A 19,835-nucleotide genomic window follows, 5' to 3' on the forward strand; every position below is an offset into this window, starting at 1 on the left:
CGTGTCAGAGCGCGTCGGGTCCGCGCTCGCCGGTCCTGACCCGTACGGCCGTGTCGACCGGGACCGCCCAGACCTTGCCGTCGCCGATCTTGCCGGTGCGGGCCGCCTTGACCACGACGTCGATCAGCTGCTCGGCGTCGTCGTCCTCGGCCAGGACCTCGATACGGATCTTGGGCACCAGGTCGACGGTGTACTCGGCACCCCGGTAGACCTCGGTGTGTCCGCGCTGGCGGCCGTAGCCGCTGGCCTCGGTGACGGTGAGGCCGTGGACCCCGAAGGCCTGGAGGGCCTCCTTGATCTCGTCCAGCCGGTGCGGCTTGACGACGGCGGTGATGAGCTTCATGCGTCCACCTTCCTGCTCGGGGCCGACCCGGCCGTGGAGGCGGCCGGCGTGGCGGTCGTCCGGGCGGCACCGCCACCGGCGCCGCTGAAGTCGTATGCGGTCTCGGCGTGCTCGGCCTGGTCGATGCCGGCCACCTCGACGTCCTCCGACACCCGCATGCCGATCGTCTTGTCCAGCAGGAGGGCGAGGACCGCGGAGACGACCAGGGAGTAGGCGAGGACGCCGAAGACGCCCGCGCACTGCTTCCAGAACTGGTCGAGGCCGCCGCCGTAGAAGAGGCCCTCGACGTCGGACTGGCCCTTGCCGCTGGCGAAGAGGCCGACGAGCAGCGAGCCGAGGATGCCGCCGACGAGGTGGACGCCGACCACGTCGAGGGAGTCGTCGTAACCGAACCTGTACTTGAGGCCGACGGCCATGGCGCACACGACGCCGGCGATGAGCCCGACGGCGATCGCGCCCAGCGGGGAGACGGCGCCGCCGGCCGGGGTGATGGCGACCAGGCCGGAGACGGCGCCGGAGGCCGCGCCCAGGGTGGTGAAGGCGCCGTGCCGGATCTTCTCGTAGGCGAGCCAGCCGAGAATCGCCGCGCCGGTGGCGACCTGGGTGTTGACGAACATCAGCGCGCCGACGCCGTCGTCGTTGCCGAGCCAGGAGCCGGCGTTGAAGCCGAACCAGCCGAACCAGAGCAGTCCGGCGCCGAGCATCACCAGCGGCAGGCTGTGCGGGCGCATCGGGTCCTTCTTGAAGCCGACCCGCTTGCCGATGACGAGGATCACGCCGAGCGCGGCGGCACCGGCGTTGATGTGCACGGCCGTACCGCCCGCGAAGTCGATCACACCCAGTTCGAAGGCCCAGCCGCCGGCGCCCCACACCCAGTGGGCGACGGGGAAGTAGACGATCGTGGCCCACAGGGCGATGAACAGCGCCCAGGCCGTGAACTTCACGCGGTCCGCGAGGGCGCCGCTGATCAGGGCTGGGGTGAGGACGGCGAACATCAGCTGGAAGACCAGGAACACGAAGACGGGGACGGTGTAGCCGTCCCACAGCTCGGTCAGGCCGATGTCGCTCAGGCCCACCCAGTCGGAGTTCCAGCCGACGACGCTGCCGGAGTCGGTGCCGAACGCCATGGAGAAGCCGTAGAGCACCCACAGGACGGTGACGATGCCGAGGCTGATGAAGCTCATCATCAGCATGTTCAGGGTGCTCTTGACGCGGACCATGCCTCCGTAGAAGAAGGCCAGCGCCGGGGTCATGAGCATCACCAGGGCGGAGCAGATGAGCATGAAGCCCGTGTTGGCGGCAGAGAGCTCCGTCTCTGCGGCGAGCGTGATGGCTGGAGCCATCGGCGTCTCCTCGTCGTTGGTACGGCCCCGTGCGGGCGAAGCCTGGCGGGCGGGCGGTGAGGGGTGGGCCGGTTATGCGCCATGAGATTGACGCAGCGCGGTTTCGGTGGAAGCCCCTCGTTGTTTCGCCGCCGTGACGAAGGCGCGGTGCGTGTTACGCGTGGGTGAACGGCCGGGGTGGCCGTCGTCGGGACCGAGCCGTCCGGTCCGGAACGCAAACCGGCCGCGGCGGCCTCCGAATGACCTGGCATGGGGGAGCCGAGTCGGGCAGTTCGGGAGGGCCGGCCGCGGCCGGGGCTGGTGGGTTCAGACCGCTTCGGCGGTCTCCGGCAGCTCGACGGCGAGCCGTTCGGTGAGGTCGACGACCTCACCGAGGTCGCCGAAATCGCGTACGGCCGTGTCGACGGTCTTGCGGATGCGGGTGTTGACGCGTTCGGAGCGGACCTTCTTGCCGATGCCCATGGCCTCCATGGCCAGGACGGTGCTCTCTTCGGGTTCGCGGCGCAGCAGGTGAACGGTGGCCATGCCGATCAGGTTGAGCGCGTAGGAACGCTGGTGCTCCTCGTCCTTGGCGAACAGCTCCACGGCCTTGCGCATCAGGGGGTCGGCGAGGGAGGCGTAGGCGGGGCTGCGGCCCGCCACGTAGGCGAGGTCGCGGAAGGAGTGGCTGTTCTCCCCGTACAGCTCGGCCTCGGAGAAGAAGCGGATCCAGTCGGGGTCCGGCTCGTCCCACTCGTCGGCCTCGGCGAAGATGTCCTCCGCCATGCGCACCGCGCGCTTGGTGCGGCCGGGCTGGCCCATGTTGGCGTAGGCGCGGGCCTCCATCGCGTACAGCATCGACTGGGTGCGGGGGCTGGCGCAGTCCCGGCTGCCGTACTGCGCGAGGTGGATCAGCTCCAGGGCGTCGTCGGGCCGGCCGAGGTGGATCATCTGGCGGCTCATGCTGGACAGGACGTACGAGCCCAGCGGCCGGTCCCCCGCCTCCTTGGCGGCGTGCAGGGCGAGCACGAAGTACTTCTGGGCGGTGGGCTGGAGCCCCACGTCGTACGACATCCAGCCGGCCAGCTCGGCCAGCTCGGCGGCGACCTTGAAGAGCTTGGCCCGGGTGGTCTCCGTCTGGGGTTCCTGGAGCAGGTCGGTGACCTCGTGCAGCTGGCCGACCACGGCCTTGCGGCGCAGACCGCCGCCGCACTGGGCGTCCCAGCGGCGGAACATCACGGCGGTGGACTCCAGCAGGTCGAGCTCCGGCCCGGACAGGCGGCCGCGCGCGCGGGAGGCGGGCGCCGCGGACCCCTGTGCCGCCGACGGGCCGGCGGAGGGCGTGGGGACGAGCCAGCGCTGCATGGGTTCGATGAGGGACGGGCCCGCGGAGAGGGCCAGCGAGCTCCCGAGGAAGCCGCGCCGCGCCAGCATGAGGTCGCTGCGCGAGAACTCGCTGAGCAGGGCCACGGTCTGCGGGCCCGTCCAGGGGAGGTCGACGCCGGTCGCGGAGGGCGTGGGGCGGGTGGAACGCAGGCCCAGGTCCTCGACGGAGACGACGACGCCGAAGCGCTCGGAGAACAGCTCGGACAGGATCCGCGGGATCGGCTCGCGCGGGTTCTCCCCGTCGAGCCAGCGGCGCACGCGGGAGGTGTCGGTGGAGATGTGGTTGGCGCCCAGCTGGCGGGCCCGGCGGTTGACCTGGCGGGCCAGCTCGCCCTTGGACCACCCGCTGCGGGCGAACCAGGAGGTGAGCAGCTCGTTCGGGCGCTTGTCAGCGTGCGACGCGCTTCCCGCGCTCGTACCGCTTCCGCCGTTGCCACTCACTGGAACGCCCCCATCCCTGATGCCACCTGTCGCCGAGTGCGCCAAGCCCTATCAGAATGCCGGTGGTTGAGGCCCCCCGTCCGGTGGTTGACACCCTTCGAACGGAGGACCGGGTTGCCTCCGGCATACCCACAAGTGCATGTGCCCCAAGGCTCCATGCACACAAAGTAGTCCCGCGATCACTCGTTCAGCCATGGCGATTGCGGAATCGCCACCATTCGCCACCCCTTCGAATGAACTCACGGTGGCCGGGACGCGATTCACTTGACATAGGCCAACCAGAAGCAGGTGCAACGGTGCACACCGGGGCGCGCGCGTCCGGACGCACCACCCGGAGTGCCTCCGGACGCTGCCTGAACCGCTCCGGACTGGGGAGTTGGAAGCAGAGAGTCACGTTTCACGTCCGCTGCGTAACCGCCGCTGCGTCGGACCCGTTGGAGGGGGCATGGGCTTCACGATCGGCATCGGCAGCAGTCGGGGCATGCGCGAGATCAGGTCCGGAGCGCGCCGCCGCGGCCGCGCCTCGGAGTGCACCGTCGTGGCCGAGTTCACCGGGTTGTGGGGCTGGGACGTGGTCCCGGGTGCCCGGACCGCCGCGGGCGCCTGCTCGTGCGGCCTGCCCGACTGTCCGGCGCCGGGCGCGCACCCCCTGGACTTCGCGCCGGAGGTTCCGGCCGGGGCGCGGCTGGCCGAGGCGAGCGAGGCGTGGGGGCGGTTTCCGGGCGCCGCGGTGATGCTGGCGGTGGGGCGGACCTTCGACGTGATCGAGGTGGCCGAGCCCGCCGGCCTGCGGGCGCTGGCCCGGCTCGAGCGCATGGGCCTGCCGCTCGGTCCGGTCGCGGCGACTCCGCAGGGCCGCGCCCAGTTCTTCGTCGCGCCGGGCGCCGCCGCCGAGCTGCCCCGGCTGCTGTACCGCACGGGCTGGGACGACCCGTCCGCCCTCGACCTGCGCGGCCTCGGCCGGGGTACGTACATCACGGCCCCGCCCTCCGACCGCGGCGGCCGGGGTCCGGTGCGCTGGCTGCGACCCCCGGCCCTCGACTCGGCCACGAGGCCGCCGGCGGCCCGGCTGCTCCTGGGGACACTCGCCTACGTGGCCCACCGGTCCCGGGCGTAGCCACCGTCGCCGGCGGACGGCACACCGGCAGGACGCGCCCCTGCCCGTCCACCCGTTCCTGCCCTGCCCTGCCCGTTCCGCCTTGCCCGCCTACCCATCCTGGAACGGCTCCCGGGACGCCCGCGGCGGACTCTCAGGTCGCAACGGCTGATCCTCCCCACGGCGAAGCGCCCGTCTCCCGGTCCGGGAGGCGGGCGCTTCTCGCGTGCGTGCGTGCGCGGGGCGCCGCGGGATGCGTCACTCGCCGATGAGGGCGTCCACGAAGGCCTCGGGCTCGAACGGCGCCAGGTCGTCCGCGCCCTCACCCAGACCGATCAGCTTGACCGGCACGCCCAGCTCGCGCTGCACGGCGACCACGATGCCGCCCTTGGCCGTGCCGTCCAGCTTGGTGAGCACGATGCCGGTGATGTCCACCACCTCGGCGAAGACCCGGGCCTGGATCAGACCGTTCTGACCGGTGGTGGCGTCCAGCACGAGCAGCACCTCGTCCAGCGGCGCGTGCTTCTCCACGACGCGCTTGACCTTGCCCAGCTCGTCCATGAGGCCGGTCTTGGTGTGCAGGCGGCCGGCGGTGTCGATGAGCACGACGTCCGAGCCGATCTCCTTGCCCTCCTTGACCGCGTCGAAGGCCACGGACGCCGGGTCACCGGCCTCCGGCCCGCGCACGGTGTGGGCGCCGACCCGCTCGCCCCAGGTCTGCAACTGGTCGGCGGCGGCGGCACGGAAGGTGTCGGCGGCACCGAGGACGACGCTGCGGCCGTCGGCCACCAGGACGCGGGCGAGCTTGCCGGTGGTGGTGGTCTTGCCGGTGCCGTTGACCCCGACGACCATCACGATGCCGGGCTTGCCGGTGGCGGGCTCGGTCTTGAGCTCGCGGTCCATGTCGGGGCCGACGAGGTTGACCAGCTCCTCGCGGAGCAGGCCGCGCAGCTCCCCGGGGGTGCGGGTGCCGAGCACCTTCACCCGCTCGCGCAGCCGCTCGACCAGCTCCTGGGTGGGCTGCACGCCGACGTCGGCGGTGAGCAGCGTGTCCTCGATCTCCTCCCAGGTGTCGTCGTCGAGGTGCTCCCGGGACAGCAGGGTCAGCAGGCCCTTGCCGAGGGCGTTCTGCGAGCGGGAGAGGCGGGCACGGAGCCGGACCAGTCGGCCGGCGGTGGGCTCGGGAACCTCGATCTGCGGGATCTCGAGCTCTTCGACGACGGGCGGCTCCTCGACGGTGGCGGTGCCGCCGTCCGGGAGGTCGACCTCCTCTATCGTCCGGCGCGTTTCGTCGCGCGGCGTCTCGGCCTCGTCGCCGACGTGCGGCTCGGCCGGAGGGGCGGTGATGTCGGGCGTGGCCGGGGGTGGCGGAGGCAGCTGCTTCTTGCGGCGGGAGCCCACGACCAGCCCGCCGAGCGCGCCGATCACGACCACGGCGATGACTACAGCAAGGATGACGATTTCCATAACGCGTCCAGTATGCGTGACCCCCGGCACGGGGCATCGCTGTCGGCTCCTTGTGGTTTCGTCTCTCGGCTCGTTGTGGTTTCGCCTGCCGGCTCCTTGTGGTTTCGTCCGAAGGACAAAGGGCCCTGGAAGGAACGAGTCGGAGCAAAGTACGACGGAGGAGGACGCGTCAACGCGCGTAGAGTCCCGACCGGCCCCTCTTCCCCACGATCGAGGCACGGACCCCCCACATGAGCAAGACCGCCGAGCACGAAGGCGCCCTGGAAACCCGTGGCATCGAGCAGGTGCCCGACCACGAGCGCACCGCCCGGACCCGCGAGCTGTTCCCGACCTGGGTCGGCGCCAACATCAGCGTGCTGCTGCTCACGATGGGCGCGAGCCTCGTCGTGGCGTACCACCTCAACTTCTGGCAGGCCCTGGTCGTCGCGGCCGCGGCGCCCGTCGTGTCGTACGGGCTGGTGGGTCTGATCGGCATCGCCGGCAAGCGGGGCGGGGCGCCCGGCATGGCGCTGTCGCGGGCCGTGTTCGGGCAGCGGGGCAATCTGCTGCCCGGCTCGCTCATCTGGGTCGCCCGCTGGGGCTGGGAGACGATCAACGCGGTGACCGGTGCCTATGCCGTGCTCACCGTGCTGGACATCGTGTTCGGCATCCGCGCGAACAGCGTGCTGGACATGGTGACGCTGCTCGCCTTCGTCGTGGCGACGTTCGCGATCTCGGGGCTCGGCATCAACGCCGTGCAGAAGTGCAACAAGTACGCGACGTACCTCTTCGGCGCCTTCTCGGTGCTGGTCCTCGGCTATCTGGTCGTCGACACCGACTGGTCCGCGGTGTTCGACCGGTCCGCCGGTTCGGTGGCCGCGATGATCACGGGCGTGGGCCTGATCGCGGCCGGCGGCGTCAGCTGGATCCCGTCCGCCCCGGACTTCACCCGGTACCTGCCGCGTACGGCCTCCTCCAAGGGGATCGTGGGCGTCACGGTCGGCGGCGCCGGCATCGTCGTCCTGCCCATGGTCCTGATGGGCATGATCATGGCCGTCTCCACACCGGACCTGGCCTCGGCGGCCGACCCGGTCTCCTTCCTCGGCGAGATCCTGCCCACCTGGATCGCGGTGCCGTACCTGCTGATCGCGCTGATCGGCATGCTGCTGATCAACTCGATGTCGATGTACTCGGCCGGCTTCACCGCGCAGACCCTGGGCTTCAAGGTCCCCCGGCACTGGGCGGTCTCGGTGAACGCCGTGATCTCGCTGGTCTTCGGCGGCGTGCTGATGCTGGTGGCGACCAGCTTCATGGGGTCCTTCATCGCCTTCCTGTCGCTGCTCGCGGTCGCCTTCTCCGCCTGGGTCGGCGTGTTCGGCGCGGACATGCTGCGCGGCCGGGAGTACGACGGCGAGGCCCTGGCCGACACCGGCCGCACCAGCGCCTACTGGTACCGCGGCGGCTTCGCCCCCGCCGCCGTCGTCGCCTGGGCGGTGGGCCTGGCCGCCGGTCTGATGTTCACCACGTCCGACTGGTTCACGGGCCCTCTCGCCACGAACAACTTCGTCGGCGAGTACGGGCTGGGCTGGGTGGCCACGGTCGTGATCTCCGCCCTGCTCTACGCGGTGCTGCCGAAGCCGGCGCTGGTCGTCCCGGGAGCGCGCGCGGAGCGGGCCGAGCGGCCCGAGGCCGAGACCGTGACCGTCTGACGTACGCCGGACACCGGACGACGCCCCCTCTCCCGTGTGCTCGGGAGCGGGGGCGTCGTTTTCGTCCCCGCCCCCTCCCGGCGCGGCGAAACCCCGTTGCCCGCCCGGCCGCACGGTGCTTGTCTGCGCGCATGAGTCTCTGCGTGGACGTGGTCGTCCGGGGTCCGAACGGGGAGTTCGACGTGCTCGACATTCCGGAGGGGGTCAACGACTCGGCCGGGTTCGAGAGTTGGCGCCAGAAGGTGTGGGGGTCGCAGGCGGTGCGTTCGCTGGGCGCACGCTTCCTGCCGCTGGTCGACGGCGACTGGATGGAGGTCACGACGGAGGACCTGCCGCTGCTCCTCGACGAGATCCTGCTCCTGCGGGCCCATCTGGACCAGATCGCCGCCGCGGCGGGGGTGCACCCGAGCGGGATCGACGACCGCCTGGACAACATCGAGGCGGCGGCCCTGCGCGCCCGGCGCATCGGCGCACACGTGCTCATCTGGTGAACGGTCCCGGCACACCGCCGCCCCGCCCGGAGAACGACCGGGCGGGGCGGCGGACGGTACGGGGAGAGGGGCAGCGGGGACTTGGCCCTTCTCCCCGGGTTCGGGGCGGGACGGGTCAGCCCATCTCTTCCAGGGCCTTGCCCTTCGTCTCCTTCACGAACTTGAGCACGAAGGGGATGGAGAGGGCGGCGAAGATCGTGTAGATCACGTAGGTGCCGGAGAGGTTCCAGTCGGCCAGGGACGGGAAGCTCGCGGTGATGGCCCAGTTGGCGATCCACTGGGCGGAGGCGGCCACGCCCAGGGCGGCGGCGCGGATACGGTTGGGGAACATCTCGCCGAGGAAGACCCAGACGACCACGCCCCACGACAGGGCGAAGAAGAGGACGAAGACGTGGGCGGCGATCAGGGCGACCCAGCCCTGGGTGGCCGGGAGCTTGCCGTCGACCAGGTCGAAGGAGAACGCCCACGCTTCCAGCGCGAGGCCGATCACCATGCCGACCGAGCCGATCAGGGCGAGCGGCTTGCGGCCGACGCGGTCCACGAAGATCATCGCGATCACGGTGCCGACGATGTTGATGATCGACGTCGTGAACGAGTAGAAGAACGACTGCGTCGGGTCGACGCCGACCGACTGCCACAGCGTCGAGGAGTAGTAGAACGCGACGTTGATGCCGACGAACTGCTGGAAGACCGACAGGCCGATGCCGACCCAGACGATCGGCTTGAAGAAGAAGCTGCCGCCGAGCAGGTCCTTGAAGGAGGACTTCTCCTCGCGGTGCATCGCGTGCTCGATCTCGGCGACGCGGGCGTCGAAGTCGGTGTCCTTGCCCTCGACCTCCTTGAGGATCTCCTTGGCTCGTTCGTGCTTGCCGACGGAGATCAGGAAGCGGGGGGACTCGGGGATGGCGAGGGACAGCAGGCCGTACAGAACGGCCGGGATCACCATGACGCCCAGCATGACCTGCCAGGCCTCCAGGCCCATCAGCTCACCGCGCTGGTCACCGCCCGCGGCGTTCAGCAGACCCCAGTTGACCAGCTGCGACACGGCGATGCCGATGACGATAGCGGCCTGCTGGAAGGAGCCGAGCCGGCCACGGTAGGCGGGCGGGGACACCTCGGCGATGTAGGCGGGGCCGATCACCGAGGCCATGCCGATGGCGAAGCCGCCGATGATCCGCCACATGGCGAGGTCCCACAGCGCGAAAGGCAGGGCGGAGCCGATGGCGCTGACGGTGAAGAGGACCGCCGCGATCTGCATGCAGCGGATGCGGCCGATGCGGTCGGCGATGCGGCCGGCGGTCGCGGCGCCGATGGCGCAGCCGATGAGTGCGACGGCGATGACCTGGGCCAGCACCGCGGAGCCGACGTCGTAGCGGTCCCGGATGGCCTCGACGGCGCCGTTGATCACGGAACTGTCGTAGCCGAACAGGAAACCGCCCATCGCGGCCGCCGCCGCGATGAAGATGACGTGCCCGAGATGATCGGGGTGAGCCGTCCTGGCTCCTGGATTGGGCGCCTGCGATGTGCTGGCCACGTGTACTCCTCGGACTACCGGCAACGCTGCCGGGGCGGTTCGCCCTTCTAGGTGCCACTGAAGGAACCTGAAGGTAAAAGCAACGTTGCAGAGACTATGTCTTCAAGTTTCGAAGTCAATAGGGCGAGAGCTGTGAGTTTGGGGATGTCGAGCGCGGTCACTCGTTCAAGAGTTGAAGTTAACTGTGGTCAGGACCGTGGAACTGAACGCTCGGAGCGCTAGCGCAGCCGCTGGCTGATGACCTTCGACACACCGTCGCCCTGCATGGACACGCCGTAGAGCGCGTCGGCGACCTCCATCGTGCGCTTCTGGTGCGTGATGACGATCAGCTGCGAGGCCTCCTGGAGCTCCTGCATGATCCGGATCAGCCGTTGCAGGTTGGTGTCGTCGAGCGCCGCCTCGACCTCGTCCATCACGTAGAACGGGCTCGGCCGGGCCTTGAAGATCGACACCAGCATGGCCACCGCGGTCAGCGAGCGCTCCCCACCGGAGAGCAGCGACAGCCGCTTGACCTTCTTGCCGGGGGGCCGGGCCTCGACGTCCACGCCCGTGGTGAGCATGTTGTCGGGGTCGGTGAGGATCAGCCGCCCCTCACCACCCGGGAACAGCCTGCTGAAGACGCCCTCGAACTCCCGGGCCGTGTCCCGGAAGGCCTCGGTGAAGACCTGCTCGACGCGCTCGTCGACCTCCTTGACGACCTGGAGCAGGTCGGCGCGGGTCTTCTTCAGGTCCGCCAGCTGCTCGCTGAGGAACTGGTGCCGTTCCTCGAGCGCCGCGAACTCCTCCAGCGCCAGCGGGTTGACCTTCCCGAGCTGCTGGTAGGCGCGCTCGGCGGCCTTCAGCCGCCTCTCCTGCTCGGCGCGGACGAAGGGCCGGGGACGGTTGCGCGGGTGCTCCGGGTCGGCGGGGAGCTCTTCGCCGTCGGCGGGGGGCGAGGGCGGCACCTCTTGATGGGGGCCGTACTCGGCCGCGAGCCCCGCCGGTTCCACACCGAGTTCCTCCAGCGCCTTGGTCTCCAGCTGCTCGATGCGCAGCCGCTTCTCGGCGCCGAGTACCTCGCCCCGGTGAACTGAATCCGTCAACTTGTCCAGCTCCGCCTTGAGGCCGCGTCCGGCGGTCCGCGCGGCGGTCAGTTCCTGCTCGCGCCGGGCCTTGGCCGCCTCGGCGACGGTGCGCTCCTCGTCGGCGCGGGTCAGCGAGACCTCGACGTGCGCGAGCAGCTGCCGGGCGCCGGCCGCGACCGCCTCGGCGACGGCCGCCTCATGCCGCAGCCTGGCCCGCCGCTGCTCGGCACGCGCGCGTGCCTCGCGTTCGGCGCGGGCGGCGCGGTCCAGGGAGTCGGCGCGTCCGGCGAGTCCCTTGACCCGCTCCTCGTGGGTGCGGACCTGGAGGCGGGCCTCCATCTCGGTCTGGCGTGCGTTGGCGCCGTCGGCGGCGAGCCGGTCGCGGGCGGCGGTGTCGGGCTCCTCCTCCCCTCTTTCCCCGAAGGCACTCTCCTCGGCCACGGCCAGCCGCTCGGCCAGTTCCTCGACCTCCATGAGCGCCTTGTCGAGCGCCTCCTGAGCCCGCTCGGCCGCGGCGGCGGACCGTTCCGCCTCCCCGGCGGCGCCCCGCGCCTGTCCCGCGAGCCGGCCCAGTTGCTGGGCGACGGACGACTTCTCCCGGTCGGCCGTCCGGCGCCGCTCCCCCAGCTCCTCGACGAGCGCGGCGCACTCCCCCCGTCGCCCGACGGCTGCTTCCTGCTCCCCCGCCAGCTCCTCGCACCGCGTGCCCAGCTCCGCCAGCTCGGCGGCGGCCTGGTCCACGGACGCCTGCACCTCCAGCAGGCTCGGCGCCCCCGCGGACCCGCCCTGCGCGAAGTGGGCGCCCAGCAGGTCCCCCTCGGCGGTGACGGCGGTCAGCCCGGGGCGGGCGTAGACCAGGTCCTCGGCGTCCTCCAGGGTGGCGACGACGACGGTCCCCCGCAGCAGCCGCCGTACGGCGGGCATCAGGTCGGCGGGGCCCTGGACCAGGTCGGCGGCGTACGGCGGTCCGTCGCCGCGCGGCTCGTGCGGCACGTCGTCGGGGGCGCCGGCGAGCAGCAGGGCGGCGCGGCCGGCGTCCTGCTTGCGCAGCAGGCGGATGGCGTCGGCGGCGGCCGCCGGAGAGGTCACGGCGAGGGCGTCGGCGGCGGCGCCGAAGGCGGTGGCGAGGGCCGCCTCGTGGCCGGGCGTCACGGTGAGGAGTCCGGCGGCCGGGCCGAGCAGGCCGGTGAGCCGGTCCTTGGCGGCCAGCAGCGCGCCGGTGCCGTCCTTGCGGCGCAGTCCGAGGGCGAGGGCGTCGTGCCGGGCACGGGTGGCGGCGCGCTCGCGTTCCGCGGCGGTGGCGGCCTCGCGGGCGGCGCCCAGTGCGGCCTCCGCCTCGGTCAGCTGACGCTTGGCGGCGTCGTGCCGCTCGGCGAGTTCCTGATCGTCGGCGTCGAGTCCGTCGACCTCGGCCTGGAGGGTCTCGTACTCCTCCTGGGCGGCTGCGGCCCGCTCCCTCGATGCGTCGCGAGCTTCGGCCAGCCGCTCGATCTCGGCCTGGGCGGAGGCGGCGCGGGACCGGGCGGCGCCGACCTGCCCGTTGAGCCGGGCGAGTCCCTCGCGGCGGTCGGCGATGGCGCGGGCGGCGTCCTTGAGGCGGCGCTCCTCCAGGGCCAGTTCGCGTTCGAGGTCCGCGCGGTGGGCGACCGTATCCTCCAGGGCGTGCTCGGCCGCCTCCAGGGCCGCCTCGAGTTCGGCCTCCTGCTCGCGGACGCGGGCGGCCTCGCGTTCCAGTTCCTCGGGGTCGCGGCCCCGGCGCTCCTCGGGCGGTGCCGAGGTCGCGCTCTTCACGCGCGCGTCGGCCAGCGAGATCGTGCCGCGCACGCGTTCGGCGAGCTGGGACAGCTCGTACCAGGTCTGCTGGGCGCGCTGGAGGCGCGGGGTGAGCCGGCGCACCTCGTCCTCGAGGTCCGCCTCGCGGCGCAGTGCCTTGCCCAGCTCCCGCTCGGCGGCCTCCTTGCGTTCCTTGAGGGCGGCCTCGTCGGCGATCTCGGCCTGGAGCGCCTCGCGCATCCGTACGAGGTCGTCGGCGAGGAGCCGGAGCCGGGCGTCCCGGAGGTCGGCCTGGATGACGGCGGCCCTGCGGGCGACGGCGGCCTGGCGCCCCAGGGGCTTGAGCTGGCGCCGCAGTTCGTCGGTGAGGTCCTGCACACGCGCGAGGTTGGCCTGCATCGCGTCCAGTTTCCGGAGCGCCTTCTCCTTGCGCCTGCGGTGCTTGAGGACGCCGGCGGCCTCCTCGATGAAGGCGCGGCGGCCCATCGGGTCGGCGTGCAGGACGGAGTCGAGCTGGCCCTGGCCGACGATGACGTGCATCTCGCGGCCGATGCCGGAGTCGGAGAGCAGTTCCTGGATGTCGAGGAGGCGGCAGGTGTCGCCGTTGATCTGGTACTCGCTGCCGCCGTTGCGGAACATGATCCGCGTGATGGTGACCTCGGCGTACTCGATGGGCAGGGCCCCGTCGGAGTTGTCGATGGTCAGCGACACCTCGGCCCGGCCGAGCGGCGGGCGGCCGGTGGTGCCGGCGAAGATGACGTCCTCCATCTTGCCGCCGCGCAGCGACTTGGCGCCCTGTTCGCCCATGACCCAGCTGAGCGCGTCGACGACATTGGACTTGCCCGAGCCGTTCGGGCCGACGACGCAGGTGATGCCCGGCTCGAACCGGAGCGTGGTCGCCGAGGCGAACGACTTGAATCCGCGGAGGGTCAGGGCCTTCAGGTGCACGCCGTCGGACTCTACCTTTCGGGTGTGTCTCACTCCATGAACCGGTGAACCGCCGCGGTTTCACCGGTGAACGTGCAGGGCACATCAGACGTTGAAGAGGGTGAAAGGTTGCGCGGGGCAGGGACCGGCCGGGACGGGGCGCGGGACGAGACGAGGGGCGGGAAAAGAAAGAAGGGACGCCGAAGCGTCCCTTGCAGACTCTGACACCTGAGCGGTGGTACGGGCGGGCCCGACCACTGCCGTGCCGTGGTGGAGCGATGCAGTGATCAGGTGAGCGCAGGCTCCGCCTGGTGTGCGTCAACGCTCTCCATGCTCTCCATGATCCTGTCGTGAGAAGCGGCAGCCGCCAGCGCGTCGTTCTCCGCCTGGATTCGTCCGAGCTCGGATTCCAGGTCCTGGACGCGCTGCTGGAGCCGTCGCATCTCGGCGAGGAGTCGAGGGTCGGAGCCGCCGACGTAACCGAGAAGCGCCTTTGCCATGATGGATGGTCCTCCACAATGAGTGACCGACCGAAGCGGTGTGGGTCGTGAGGGAATCGCACCCGCGGTGCTTGGCACTTTGGAGTTTTTGCTGCCGTTCAACCATGCCAAACAGCTAAGGTGCGCGGGGCTTTCAGCGTCTCACCAAAAAGTTTGACGGTCAACACGATCACGCCCCGTATCCGCGGGCGCCCGGGGGCATGCGGCCGGGAAACGGCGACGCTGCGACTCCTGCGGGCCCCTCGGGGCATGGCGATCATTCTGCGTGCGGAGCCTCCCACGAGCGGCTGTCCTTGGCAATCACCTGCCCGTTTTCACCCCGGCCACCCCTCCGGCGAGGGTCGCTCCCGGCACTCGCGGAGGTTCACGCGGCGGGACGTCACCGGATGGCGAAGCCGTCGTAGCCCCCGCGGGGTGTGTCCCAGATCTCCGTCACTCCGTCCACGCGTCCGGGCGTGTCGTCACCGCGCAGCCAGTCGAGCAGTCCCTCGCAGCGCTCGCGCGGACCCTCCGCGACGACCTGGACGCGGCCGTCGCCCAGATTGAGAGCAAAACCACTCATCCCGCCGAGTTCCAGCGCCCTGGCCCGCGTGAACCAGCGGAAACCCACACCCTGAACCTGTCCGCGCACCCACGCGACCAGCCGTACATCCTCGCTCATGACTGCAACCTAACCAGTCAATGTCTCGCGGGACACTTCACCCCCTGGCGCCATGCGGTACCGTCCCCACCCAATGAATCCCACATGAAACTCACTCGATCGTGTGAGTTCCGTGTTGATCGTGAGCACAGTCGACCGCGAGGGCACGCCCCACGCGCGGACGAGGACGAGGAAGGCCAGGACATGGGACGCCACCGACGCTCCGCCGCCGGCCGCGCCGCCGCGGGCCGCTCCGCGGGGGGCCATGAGGCGGACGGCACGACGACGGGCCGGGCCCGTGACCCGCTGGCGCCGGACGCGGGCGAGGCTCCCACGATGGGGATCGCCCCCTACCTGAACCCCGAGGCGTACGCCGAGGTCCGCGCCAGGAGCGACGCCTACCTGTTCGCGGACGACCCGGACGGCGCGGGCCCGCAGGCCGGCCGTACCGTCGCCTTCCCCGCCGGCGGCTACGCGCCCGACGACGGTCCGCAGCCCGGTGGGGGGCGCCGTCGCCGGCGCAAGGAGTCGGCCGCCGGTGTCCGCACCGGTCTGCTCGGGGTGTCCGCCGCGGTCGCCATCGGCACGGTGGCGGTGGCCACGGGCGCGGTGCCCGGCCTGGACAACTACCGGATCGGCGGCGACAGCAGCACCGGTGACCCGGTGCGGGCCCAGGAGGCCCCGACGAACAGCCCGTCCCAGCAGGGCGGCACCTCGGGCAGCGCCGGCACCGGCCGTGGCGACGACGCCGCCATGAGCCGCGGCACCGACCGCTCGGCCTCGCCGTCCCGGTCCTCCTCGTCCCCGTCCCCGTCCTCGTCTCCGTCGGAGAAGGAGTCCGCCAAGAACTCCCCGTCCGCCTCGCCGTCCACCTCCACCTCGGCACCGTCCTCCAAGCCCGCGGCCCCGGCCGGGACACCGTCGAAGACGAAGAAGCCCAAGACGACGCCGAGCGCCGAGCCGAAGCGGCCCGCACCCTCCCGCCCGGCCACCAAGCAGCCCGCCGAGCCCAGCACACCCGCCGCCGTGTCGGAGCAGGCCGTCGCGCAGGCGCAGGTGCTCAAGCTGGTCAACGACGAACGGGCCAAGGTGGGCTGCCGCCCGGTGGCCGCGAACAGCGCCCTGCGCGAACTGGCCGAGGACTTCAGCGAGGCCATGGCCACCCAGGGCTTCTTCGACCACACCGACCCCAGCGGCGCCACCCCCTGGGACCGGGCCGCGGCAGCGGGCATAAGCGGTCTCGGCGGCGAGAACATAGCCCGCGGCCAGGCCGGCGCCCAGGCCGTGATGGACGCCTGGATGGCCAGCCCCGGCCACCGGGCCAACATCCTGAACTGCGACTTCACGACCCTGGGGGTCGGAGTCCACTTCGGCTCGGGCGGCCCGTGGTGGACGCAGGACTTCGGCTACTGAGCCGACGGCAGGTGTCACTCGGCCCGTTCGAAGCTGTCGGCCCCGAGTCCTTCCCACTCGACGGTCATGCCGTCCGCGGACAGTCCGTAGACGCGCCCCACGGAGCGGTCGGTGTTGCCGTCGTCGCACGTGAGCCGGATGACGTGCAGTCCGTCCTCCTCGGCGACCTTGCCCTGGCAGTGGTGAGCGCCCACCATCTCGACCGCCCGGCCACGGACGCGGAGTACGACCCAGCCGGAACTTGCGCCCCAGGTGCCGCTGAGCAGGGCGTCGGCCTTGCCGCCACTGCCCCCGGGCGTGGCGGCCACGCCACTCGGGCTCGCCGCCGACGTCGCGGAGGGCGACGGCGACTCCGGCGGCTCAACCCCGTCCGGGTCGGCGCCTCCGCATGCCGACAGTGCCACGACGGCCGCCACGGTCACGACGCCCTTGCACACCTGCTTGATCACGTCACCCCTCCGGCGACCAGCCCCCAGGGCCGGCACCGGGACGGCCTCGCTGGTCAGAAGGCGTTGAGACTATCGACACACTGGTGACCGCGGAGTGCGCCCGAGGTCGCACCGCCTGCTGTCCACCACCCCGCGCAACCTGTGGCGCAGCGCTGTGCTCACGTACGCTGGAGACATGTCGACCACGCGGGAGCGCACGGAGGAGCAGGACCTGCCGTTCGACGTGTTCTCCAGGGCCTGTCCCTCGCGCGGCACCCTGGAGCACGTCACGGGGCGCTGGGGCGCGCTGACGCTCGGCGCGCTGTACGAGGGGTCGTTCCGGTTCAACGAGCTGCGGCGCCGGGTGGACGGCGTCAGCGAGAAGATGCTGGCCCAGACCCTGCACGCGCTGGAGCGCGACGGGCTGGTGCACCGCGAGGCCCAGCCGACCAATCCTCCCCGCGTGGACTACGAGCTGACGGGGCTGGGGCGCGAGGTGGCCGCGCGGCTGCTCGCGCTCATCGAGTGCGTCGAGGGGCGGATGGACGAGGTGCTGGCGTCCCGCGAGCGGTACGACGAGCGGCGGACGCCTACGGGGTGAGCCGCGGCGGCCGCTGGCACTTCGGGCAGAAGTAGCTGGAGCGGTTCATCCACGGCCGGCGGCGCATCGGTGTGGCGCAGCGGCGGCAGGGCAGGCCCTCGCGGCCGTAGGCGTCGAGCGACCGGTCGAAGTAGCCGGACTCGCCGTTGACGTTGACGTAGAGGCTGTCGAAGCTGGTGCCGCCCACGGCGAGGGCGGCGTTCGTCACGTCCCGGACGTGGCCGAGCAGCTCGGTGGTGCGGGGGCGGGTGAGGGTCGCCGTGGGGCGTTCGTAGTGGAGGCGGGCGCGCCACAGGGCCTCGTCGGCGTAGATGTTGCCGACGCCGCTGATCAGGGACTGGTCGAGCAGGGCCCGTTTGATCGTGGTGCGCTTGCGGCGCAGGGCGAGGTGGAACGCCTCGTCGTCGAAGAGGGGGTCCAGCGGGTCGCGGGCGATGTGCGCGATGACGTCGGGCAGTCCGTCGGGGGTGGTCTCGTGCAGGGAGAGGCCGCCGAAGGTGCGCTGGTCGACGAAGCGGAGTTCGGTACCGAGGGCGTCGGCGAAGCGGACGCGGATGCGCAGGTGCTTCTCGGCGGGTGTCTCGTGCGGCTGGACCAGGAGCTGGCCGCTCATGCCGAGGTGGGCGAGGACCGCCTGGTCGGTGTCCTCCAGCGGCAGCCACAGGTACTTGCCGCGGCGGCTGGGGGTGCCGATGCGGTGGCCCCCCAGGCGGTGGGCGAAGTCGCCGGGGCCCGCGATGTGCCGGCGTACCGCACGCGGGTGCAGTACCTCGGCGTCGGCGACGGTCCGGTGGGCGACCCAGCGCTCCAGGCCGCGCCGTACGACCTCTACCTCGGGCAACTCGGGCATGGCTTCCCCTCGGGTGGACCGGACTGATGGACGGGCGACGAGCCGAACGCCCGCCCCGAAGGTGGGGCGGGCGTTCGGACCGTGCGACGGTGGGTCAGGCGGAGGCGGACGCCTCGTCGGGGTCCGCGTCGACGGCGTCGGCCGTCGCCTTGGCGCGCTCGTCCGCCGCGGCCCGGATGGACCGCCACGCGGATTCCGCGGCCTGCTGCTCCGCCTCCTTCTTGCTGCGGCCGGTGCCGGTGCCGTACGAGACGCCTCCGACGCGGGCGGCAGCAGTGAAGGTCTTCTCGTGGTCCGGGCCGGTCTCCGTGACCAGGTACTCGGGGACGCCGAGCCCTTCGGTCGCGGTGAGTTCCTGGAGACTGGTCTTCCAGTCCAGGCCGGCACCGAGGTTCGAGGACTTCTCGATCAGCGGGTCGAACAGGCGGTGCACCAGTTCGGAGGCCGCGTCGAGGCCCTGGTCGAGATAGACCGCGCCGATCACCGCTTCGAGGGTGTCGGCGAGGATGGACGCCTTGTCCCGGCCGCCCGTGCCCTCTTCACCGCGGCCGAGCCGGATGAAGGAGCCGAGTTCGAGCCCTCGGCCCACCTCCGCCAGCGCACGCGAGTTGACCACCGCGGCCCGCAACTTGGCCAGCTGGCCTTCGGGCAGGTCGGGGTGGGTGCGGTACAGCGTGTCCGTGACGACGAGGCCGAGCACGGAGTCCCCGAGGAACTCCAGCCGCTCGTTCGTCGGCAGACCGCCGTTCTCGTACGCGTAGGAACGGTGGGTCAGTGCACGCACCAGAAGGGCGGACTCGAGCTGATAGCCGAGCCGCCCTTCCAGAAGCGTGTGGGACGAGGCCTGGGTGTCCGCCTTCTTCTTGGCGGGTGGGTCCGCCTTGGCGTCTTCCGCCTTCTTGGGGACTGACACAGTGCCTCTCACCAGCCGCTCAGACCTCGAGGACCTGGCGCTTGTTGTAAGTGCCGCAAGCCGGGCACGCGATGTGCTGCAGCTTGGGCTCGTGGCAGCGCTCGCACGCAACCAGGGTGGGGACCGCAGCCTTCCACTGCGACCGGCGGTGGCGCGTGTTGCTGCGCGACATCTTCCGCTTCGGAACAGCCACGGCTACTTCTCCTGCTTCTCGGCGGCGTCCGCGGAATCCGACCCGTCGCCGCTCATCTCGTCCTTCTCGCCGTCTCCGAGTGAACCGGCGAGTCCCTGCAATGCCGCCCAACGAATGTCGACGGCGTCGTGGTGGTGGTCCGGGTCGTCCGACAGGCGCACTCCGCACTCGGAGCACAGACCCTGGCAGTCTTCCTGGCACACCGGCTGCATCGGCAGTGCGAGCACCACCGCGTCGCGCAGCACGGGTTCGAGGCCGATCAGTCCGTCCTCGACGAAGAACCTGTCCTCGTCGTCCTCGGCGTCGTCGCCCGGTTCCGCCACGGGGCGGCCACGGTCGTCGGCGTCAGGGTACGAGAACAGCTCCTGGAAGTCCGCTTCGAGCTGCTGCTCGAGCGACTCCAGACACCTTACGCACTCCCCCCGGGCCCTGGCACGGGCGGTGCCTGTGACGAGCACCCCTTCCATGACCGACTCGAGCCGGAGATCGAGCTCCACCGGGGCGCCTTCCGGCACTCCGATGACTCCCTGGAGACCGAAGTCCCTGGGAGCGTCGACCGTGCGGGTCAGGCGCTGGAGCGCACCGGGCCGCCGTCCCAGCTCGTGCGTGTCGAACACGAGGGGGTCGCGGTGGTCGAGGCGCGCGTTCAGAACCATTCCTGCTTTCGGTCGTGGGTGGGGGGTGCCGCCCTTCGGTGTTCCCGGGCAGCGGCGATCGCGGACGTACGCGCGACCGAAGAGCCAGGATACTGGACCATTCGCTCTC

18 protein-coding genes are annotated in these 19,835 nt (G+C 71.4%); 5 read left to right on the plus strand and 13 right to left on the minus strand.

Annotated elements, in window-relative coordinates:
• Window positions 1–4: 4 nt before the first annotated feature.
• The 3 genes from OHA99_RS10215 to OHA99_RS10225 form a co-directional block, all read right to left on the minus strand.
• Window positions 5–343 carry a P-II family nitrogen regulator gene (locus OHA99_RS10215; RefSeq protein ID WP_030402312.1) on the minus strand — a complete coding sequence of 113 codons (339 nt, stop codon included), beginning with the start codon at window positions 341–343 and terminating at the stop codon, window positions 5–7.
• On the minus strand, window positions 340–1,686 hold the full coding sequence (locus tag OHA99_RS10220) for an ammonium transporter (RefSeq protein WP_381499501.1): 1,347 nt from the start codon (window positions 1,684–1,686) through the stop codon (window positions 340–342). Before OHA99_RS10220 ends, OHA99_RS10215 begins: the two co-directional genes overlap by 4 nt.
• 306 nt (window positions 1,687–1,992) lie before the next feature.
• Window positions 1,993–3,492 carry a hypothetical protein gene (locus OHA99_RS10225; protein ID WP_366473907.1) on the minus strand — a complete coding sequence of 500 codons (1,500 nt, stop codon included), beginning with the start codon at window positions 3,490–3,492 and terminating at the stop codon, window positions 1,993–1,995.
• Between the two features lie 445 nt (window positions 3,493–3,937).
• Here OHA99_RS10225 and OHA99_RS10230 point away from each other — a divergent pair, with 445 nt between their 5' ends.
• The gene (locus tag OHA99_RS10230) at window positions 3,938–4,609 is read left to right on the plus strand and encodes a bifunctional DNA primase/polymerase (protein WP_054100832.1); all 672 of its coding nucleotides are present in this window, start codon (window positions 3,938–3,940) and stop codon (window positions 4,607–4,609) included.
• A gap of 237 nt (window positions 4,610–4,846) precedes the next feature.
• On the opposite strand, the gene ftsY is transcribed toward OHA99_RS10230, so the two are convergent.
• Window positions 4,847–6,055, minus strand: a complete 1,209-nt coding sequence (ftsY, locus tag OHA99_RS10235) for a signal recognition particle-docking protein FtsY (RefSeq protein WP_164383097.1) — start codon at window positions 6,053–6,055, stop codon at window positions 4,847–4,849.
• A gap of 230 nt (window positions 6,056–6,285) precedes the next feature.
• Between ftsY and OHA99_RS10240 the strand changes: the two genes are divergently transcribed.
• The gene (locus OHA99_RS10240; RefSeq protein ID WP_405695455.1) at window positions 6,286–7,743 is read left to right on the plus strand and encodes a cytosine permease; all 1,458 of its coding nucleotides are present in this window, start codon (window positions 6,286–6,288) and stop codon (window positions 7,741–7,743) included.
• Between the two features lie 131 nt (window positions 7,744–7,874).
• The gene (locus OHA99_RS10245; protein ID WP_153177759.1) at window positions 7,875–8,234 is read left to right on the plus strand and encodes a hypothetical protein; all 360 of its coding nucleotides are present in this window, start codon (window positions 7,875–7,877) and stop codon (window positions 8,232–8,234) included.
• A 115-nt stretch (window positions 8,235–8,349) separates the two neighbouring features.
• Here the strand turns inward: OHA99_RS10245 and OHA99_RS10250 are convergent, their stop codons facing one another.
• The 4 genes from OHA99_RS10250 to OHA99_RS10265 all read right to left on the minus strand — a co-directional run bounded on the left by OHA99_RS10250 (window position 8,350) and on the right by OHA99_RS10265 (window position 14,693).
• The gene (locus OHA99_RS10250) at window positions 8,350–9,768 is read right to left on the minus strand and encodes a sugar porter family MFS transporter (protein WP_153177760.1); all 1,419 of its coding nucleotides are present in this window, start codon (window positions 9,766–9,768) and stop codon (window positions 8,350–8,352) included.
• 218 nt (window positions 9,769–9,986) lie between these two features.
• Window positions 9,987–13,553 (minus strand): chromosome segregation protein SMC, encoded by a 3,567-nt coding sequence (gene smc / locus OHA99_RS10255; protein ID WP_405695458.1) that lies wholly within the window; start codon window positions 13,551–13,553, stop codon window positions 9,987–9,989.
• 266 nt (window positions 13,554–13,819) lie between these two features.
• Window positions 13,820–14,032 (minus strand): hypothetical protein, encoded by a 213-nt coding sequence (locus OHA99_RS10260; RefSeq protein ID WP_003973418.1) that lies wholly within the window; start codon window positions 14,030–14,032, stop codon window positions 13,820–13,822.
• Between the two features lie 379 nt (window positions 14,033–14,411).
• Complete coding sequence (locus OHA99_RS10265) at window positions 14,412–14,693, minus strand: acylphosphatase (protein WP_007444898.1); 282 nt, start codon at window positions 14,691–14,693, stop codon at window positions 14,412–14,414.
• 183 nt (window positions 14,694–14,876) lie between these two features.
• Between OHA99_RS10265 and OHA99_RS10270 the strand changes: the two genes are divergently transcribed.
• Window positions 14,877–16,085 (plus strand): CAP domain-containing protein, encoded by a 1,209-nt coding sequence (locus OHA99_RS10270; RefSeq protein WP_405695460.1) that lies wholly within the window; start codon window positions 14,877–14,879, stop codon window positions 16,083–16,085.
• A gap of 14 nt (window positions 16,086–16,099) precedes the next feature.
• Here the strand turns inward: OHA99_RS10270 and OHA99_RS10275 are convergent, their stop codons facing one another.
• Window positions 16,100–16,534, minus strand: coding sequence for a hypothetical protein (locus OHA99_RS10275; RefSeq protein WP_228126101.1), 435 nt, complete (start codon window positions 16,532–16,534; stop codon window positions 16,100–16,102).
• A gap of 175 nt (window positions 16,535–16,709) precedes the next feature.
• Between OHA99_RS10275 and OHA99_RS10280 the strand changes: the two genes are divergently transcribed.
• The gene (locus OHA99_RS10280; RefSeq protein WP_194279907.1) at window positions 16,710–17,114 is read left to right on the plus strand and encodes a helix-turn-helix domain-containing protein; all 405 of its coding nucleotides are present in this window, start codon (window positions 16,710–16,712) and stop codon (window positions 17,112–17,114) included.
• Here OHA99_RS10280 and mutM read toward each other — a convergent pair.
• The 4 genes from mutM to OHA99_RS10300 form a co-directional block, all read right to left on the minus strand.
• Entirely contained in the window at window positions 17,104–17,964 is an 861-nt protein-coding gene (gene mutM, locus OHA99_RS10285; protein WP_405695463.1) for a bifunctional DNA-formamidopyrimidine glycosylase/DNA-(apurinic or apyrimidinic site) lyase, read from the minus strand. The two genes, OHA99_RS10280 and mutM, sit on opposite strands and share 11 nt — an antisense overlap.
• 94 nt (window positions 17,965–18,058) lie before the next feature.
• A complete protein-coding gene (rnc, locus tag OHA99_RS10290; RefSeq protein ID WP_003973423.1) occupies window positions 18,059–18,889 on the minus strand; it encodes a ribonuclease III in 831 nt (276 codons plus the stop codon).
• Window positions 18,890–18,896: 7 nt separating this feature from the next.
• Window positions 18,897–19,070: a 50S ribosomal protein L32 gene (gene rpmF / locus OHA99_RS10295; protein WP_006139588.1), complete on the minus strand. Its 174-nt coding sequence runs from the start codon at window positions 19,068–19,070 to the stop codon at window positions 18,897–18,899.
• A gap of 2 nt (window positions 19,071–19,072) precedes the next feature.
• Window positions 19,073–19,726: a DUF177 domain-containing protein gene (locus OHA99_RS10300; protein ID WP_153177766.1), complete on the minus strand. Its 654-nt coding sequence runs from the start codon at window positions 19,724–19,726 to the stop codon at window positions 19,073–19,075.
• Window positions 19,727–19,835 lie beyond the last annotated feature (109 nt).

The organism is Streptomyces coelicoflavus (genome assembly GCF_045041415.1).
In the GTDB taxonomy this organism is placed as follows: Bacteria; Actinomycetota; Actinomycetes; order Streptomycetales; family Streptomycetaceae; genus Streptomyces; species Streptomyces coelicoflavus.

Coding starts and splice junctions, on each gene's coding strand:
- OHA99_RS10270 (WP_405695460.1), top strand. CDS start 14,877: ATGGGACGCCACCGACGCTCCGCCGCCGGCCGCGCCGCCGCGGGCCGC.
- mutM (WP_405695463.1), bottom strand. CDS start 17,964: ATGCCCGAGTTGCCCGAGGTAGAGGTCGTACGGCGCGGCCTGGAGCGC.
- OHA99_RS10260 (WP_003973418.1), bottom strand. CDS start 14,032: ATGGCAAAGGCGCTTCTCGGTTACGTCGGCGGCTCCGACCCTCGACTC.
- ftsY (WP_164383097.1), bottom strand. CDS start 6,055: ATGGAAATCGTCATCCTTGCTGTAGTCATCGCCGTGGTCGTGATCGGC.
- OHA99_RS10215 (WP_030402312.1), bottom strand. CDS start 343: ATGAAGCTCATCACCGCCGTCGTCAAGCCGCACCGGCTGGACGAGATC.
- OHA99_RS10300 (WP_153177766.1), bottom strand. CDS start 19,726: ATGGTTCTGAACGCGCGCCTCGACCACCGCGACCCCCTCGTGTTCGAC.
- OHA99_RS10240 (WP_405695455.1), top strand. CDS start 6,286: ATGAGCAAGACCGCCGAGCACGAAGGCGCCCTGGAAACCCGTGGCATC.
- OHA99_RS10280 (WP_194279907.1), top strand. CDS start 16,710: ATGTCGACCACGCGGGAGCGCACGGAGGAGCAGGACCTGCCGTTCGAC.
- OHA99_RS10230 (WP_054100832.1), top strand. CDS start 3,938: ATGGGCTTCACGATCGGCATCGGCAGCAGTCGGGGCATGCGCGAGATC.
- OHA99_RS10220 (WP_381499501.1), bottom strand. CDS start 1,686: ATGGCTCCAGCCATCACGCTCGCCGCAGAGACGGAGCTCTCTGCCGCC.
- OHA99_RS10245 (WP_153177759.1), top strand. CDS start 7,875: ATGAGTCTCTGCGTGGACGTGGTCGTCCGGGGTCCGAACGGGGAGTTC.
- OHA99_RS10265 (WP_007444898.1), bottom strand. CDS start 14,693: ATGAGCGAGGATGTACGGCTGGTCGCGTGGGTGCGCGGACAGGTTCAG.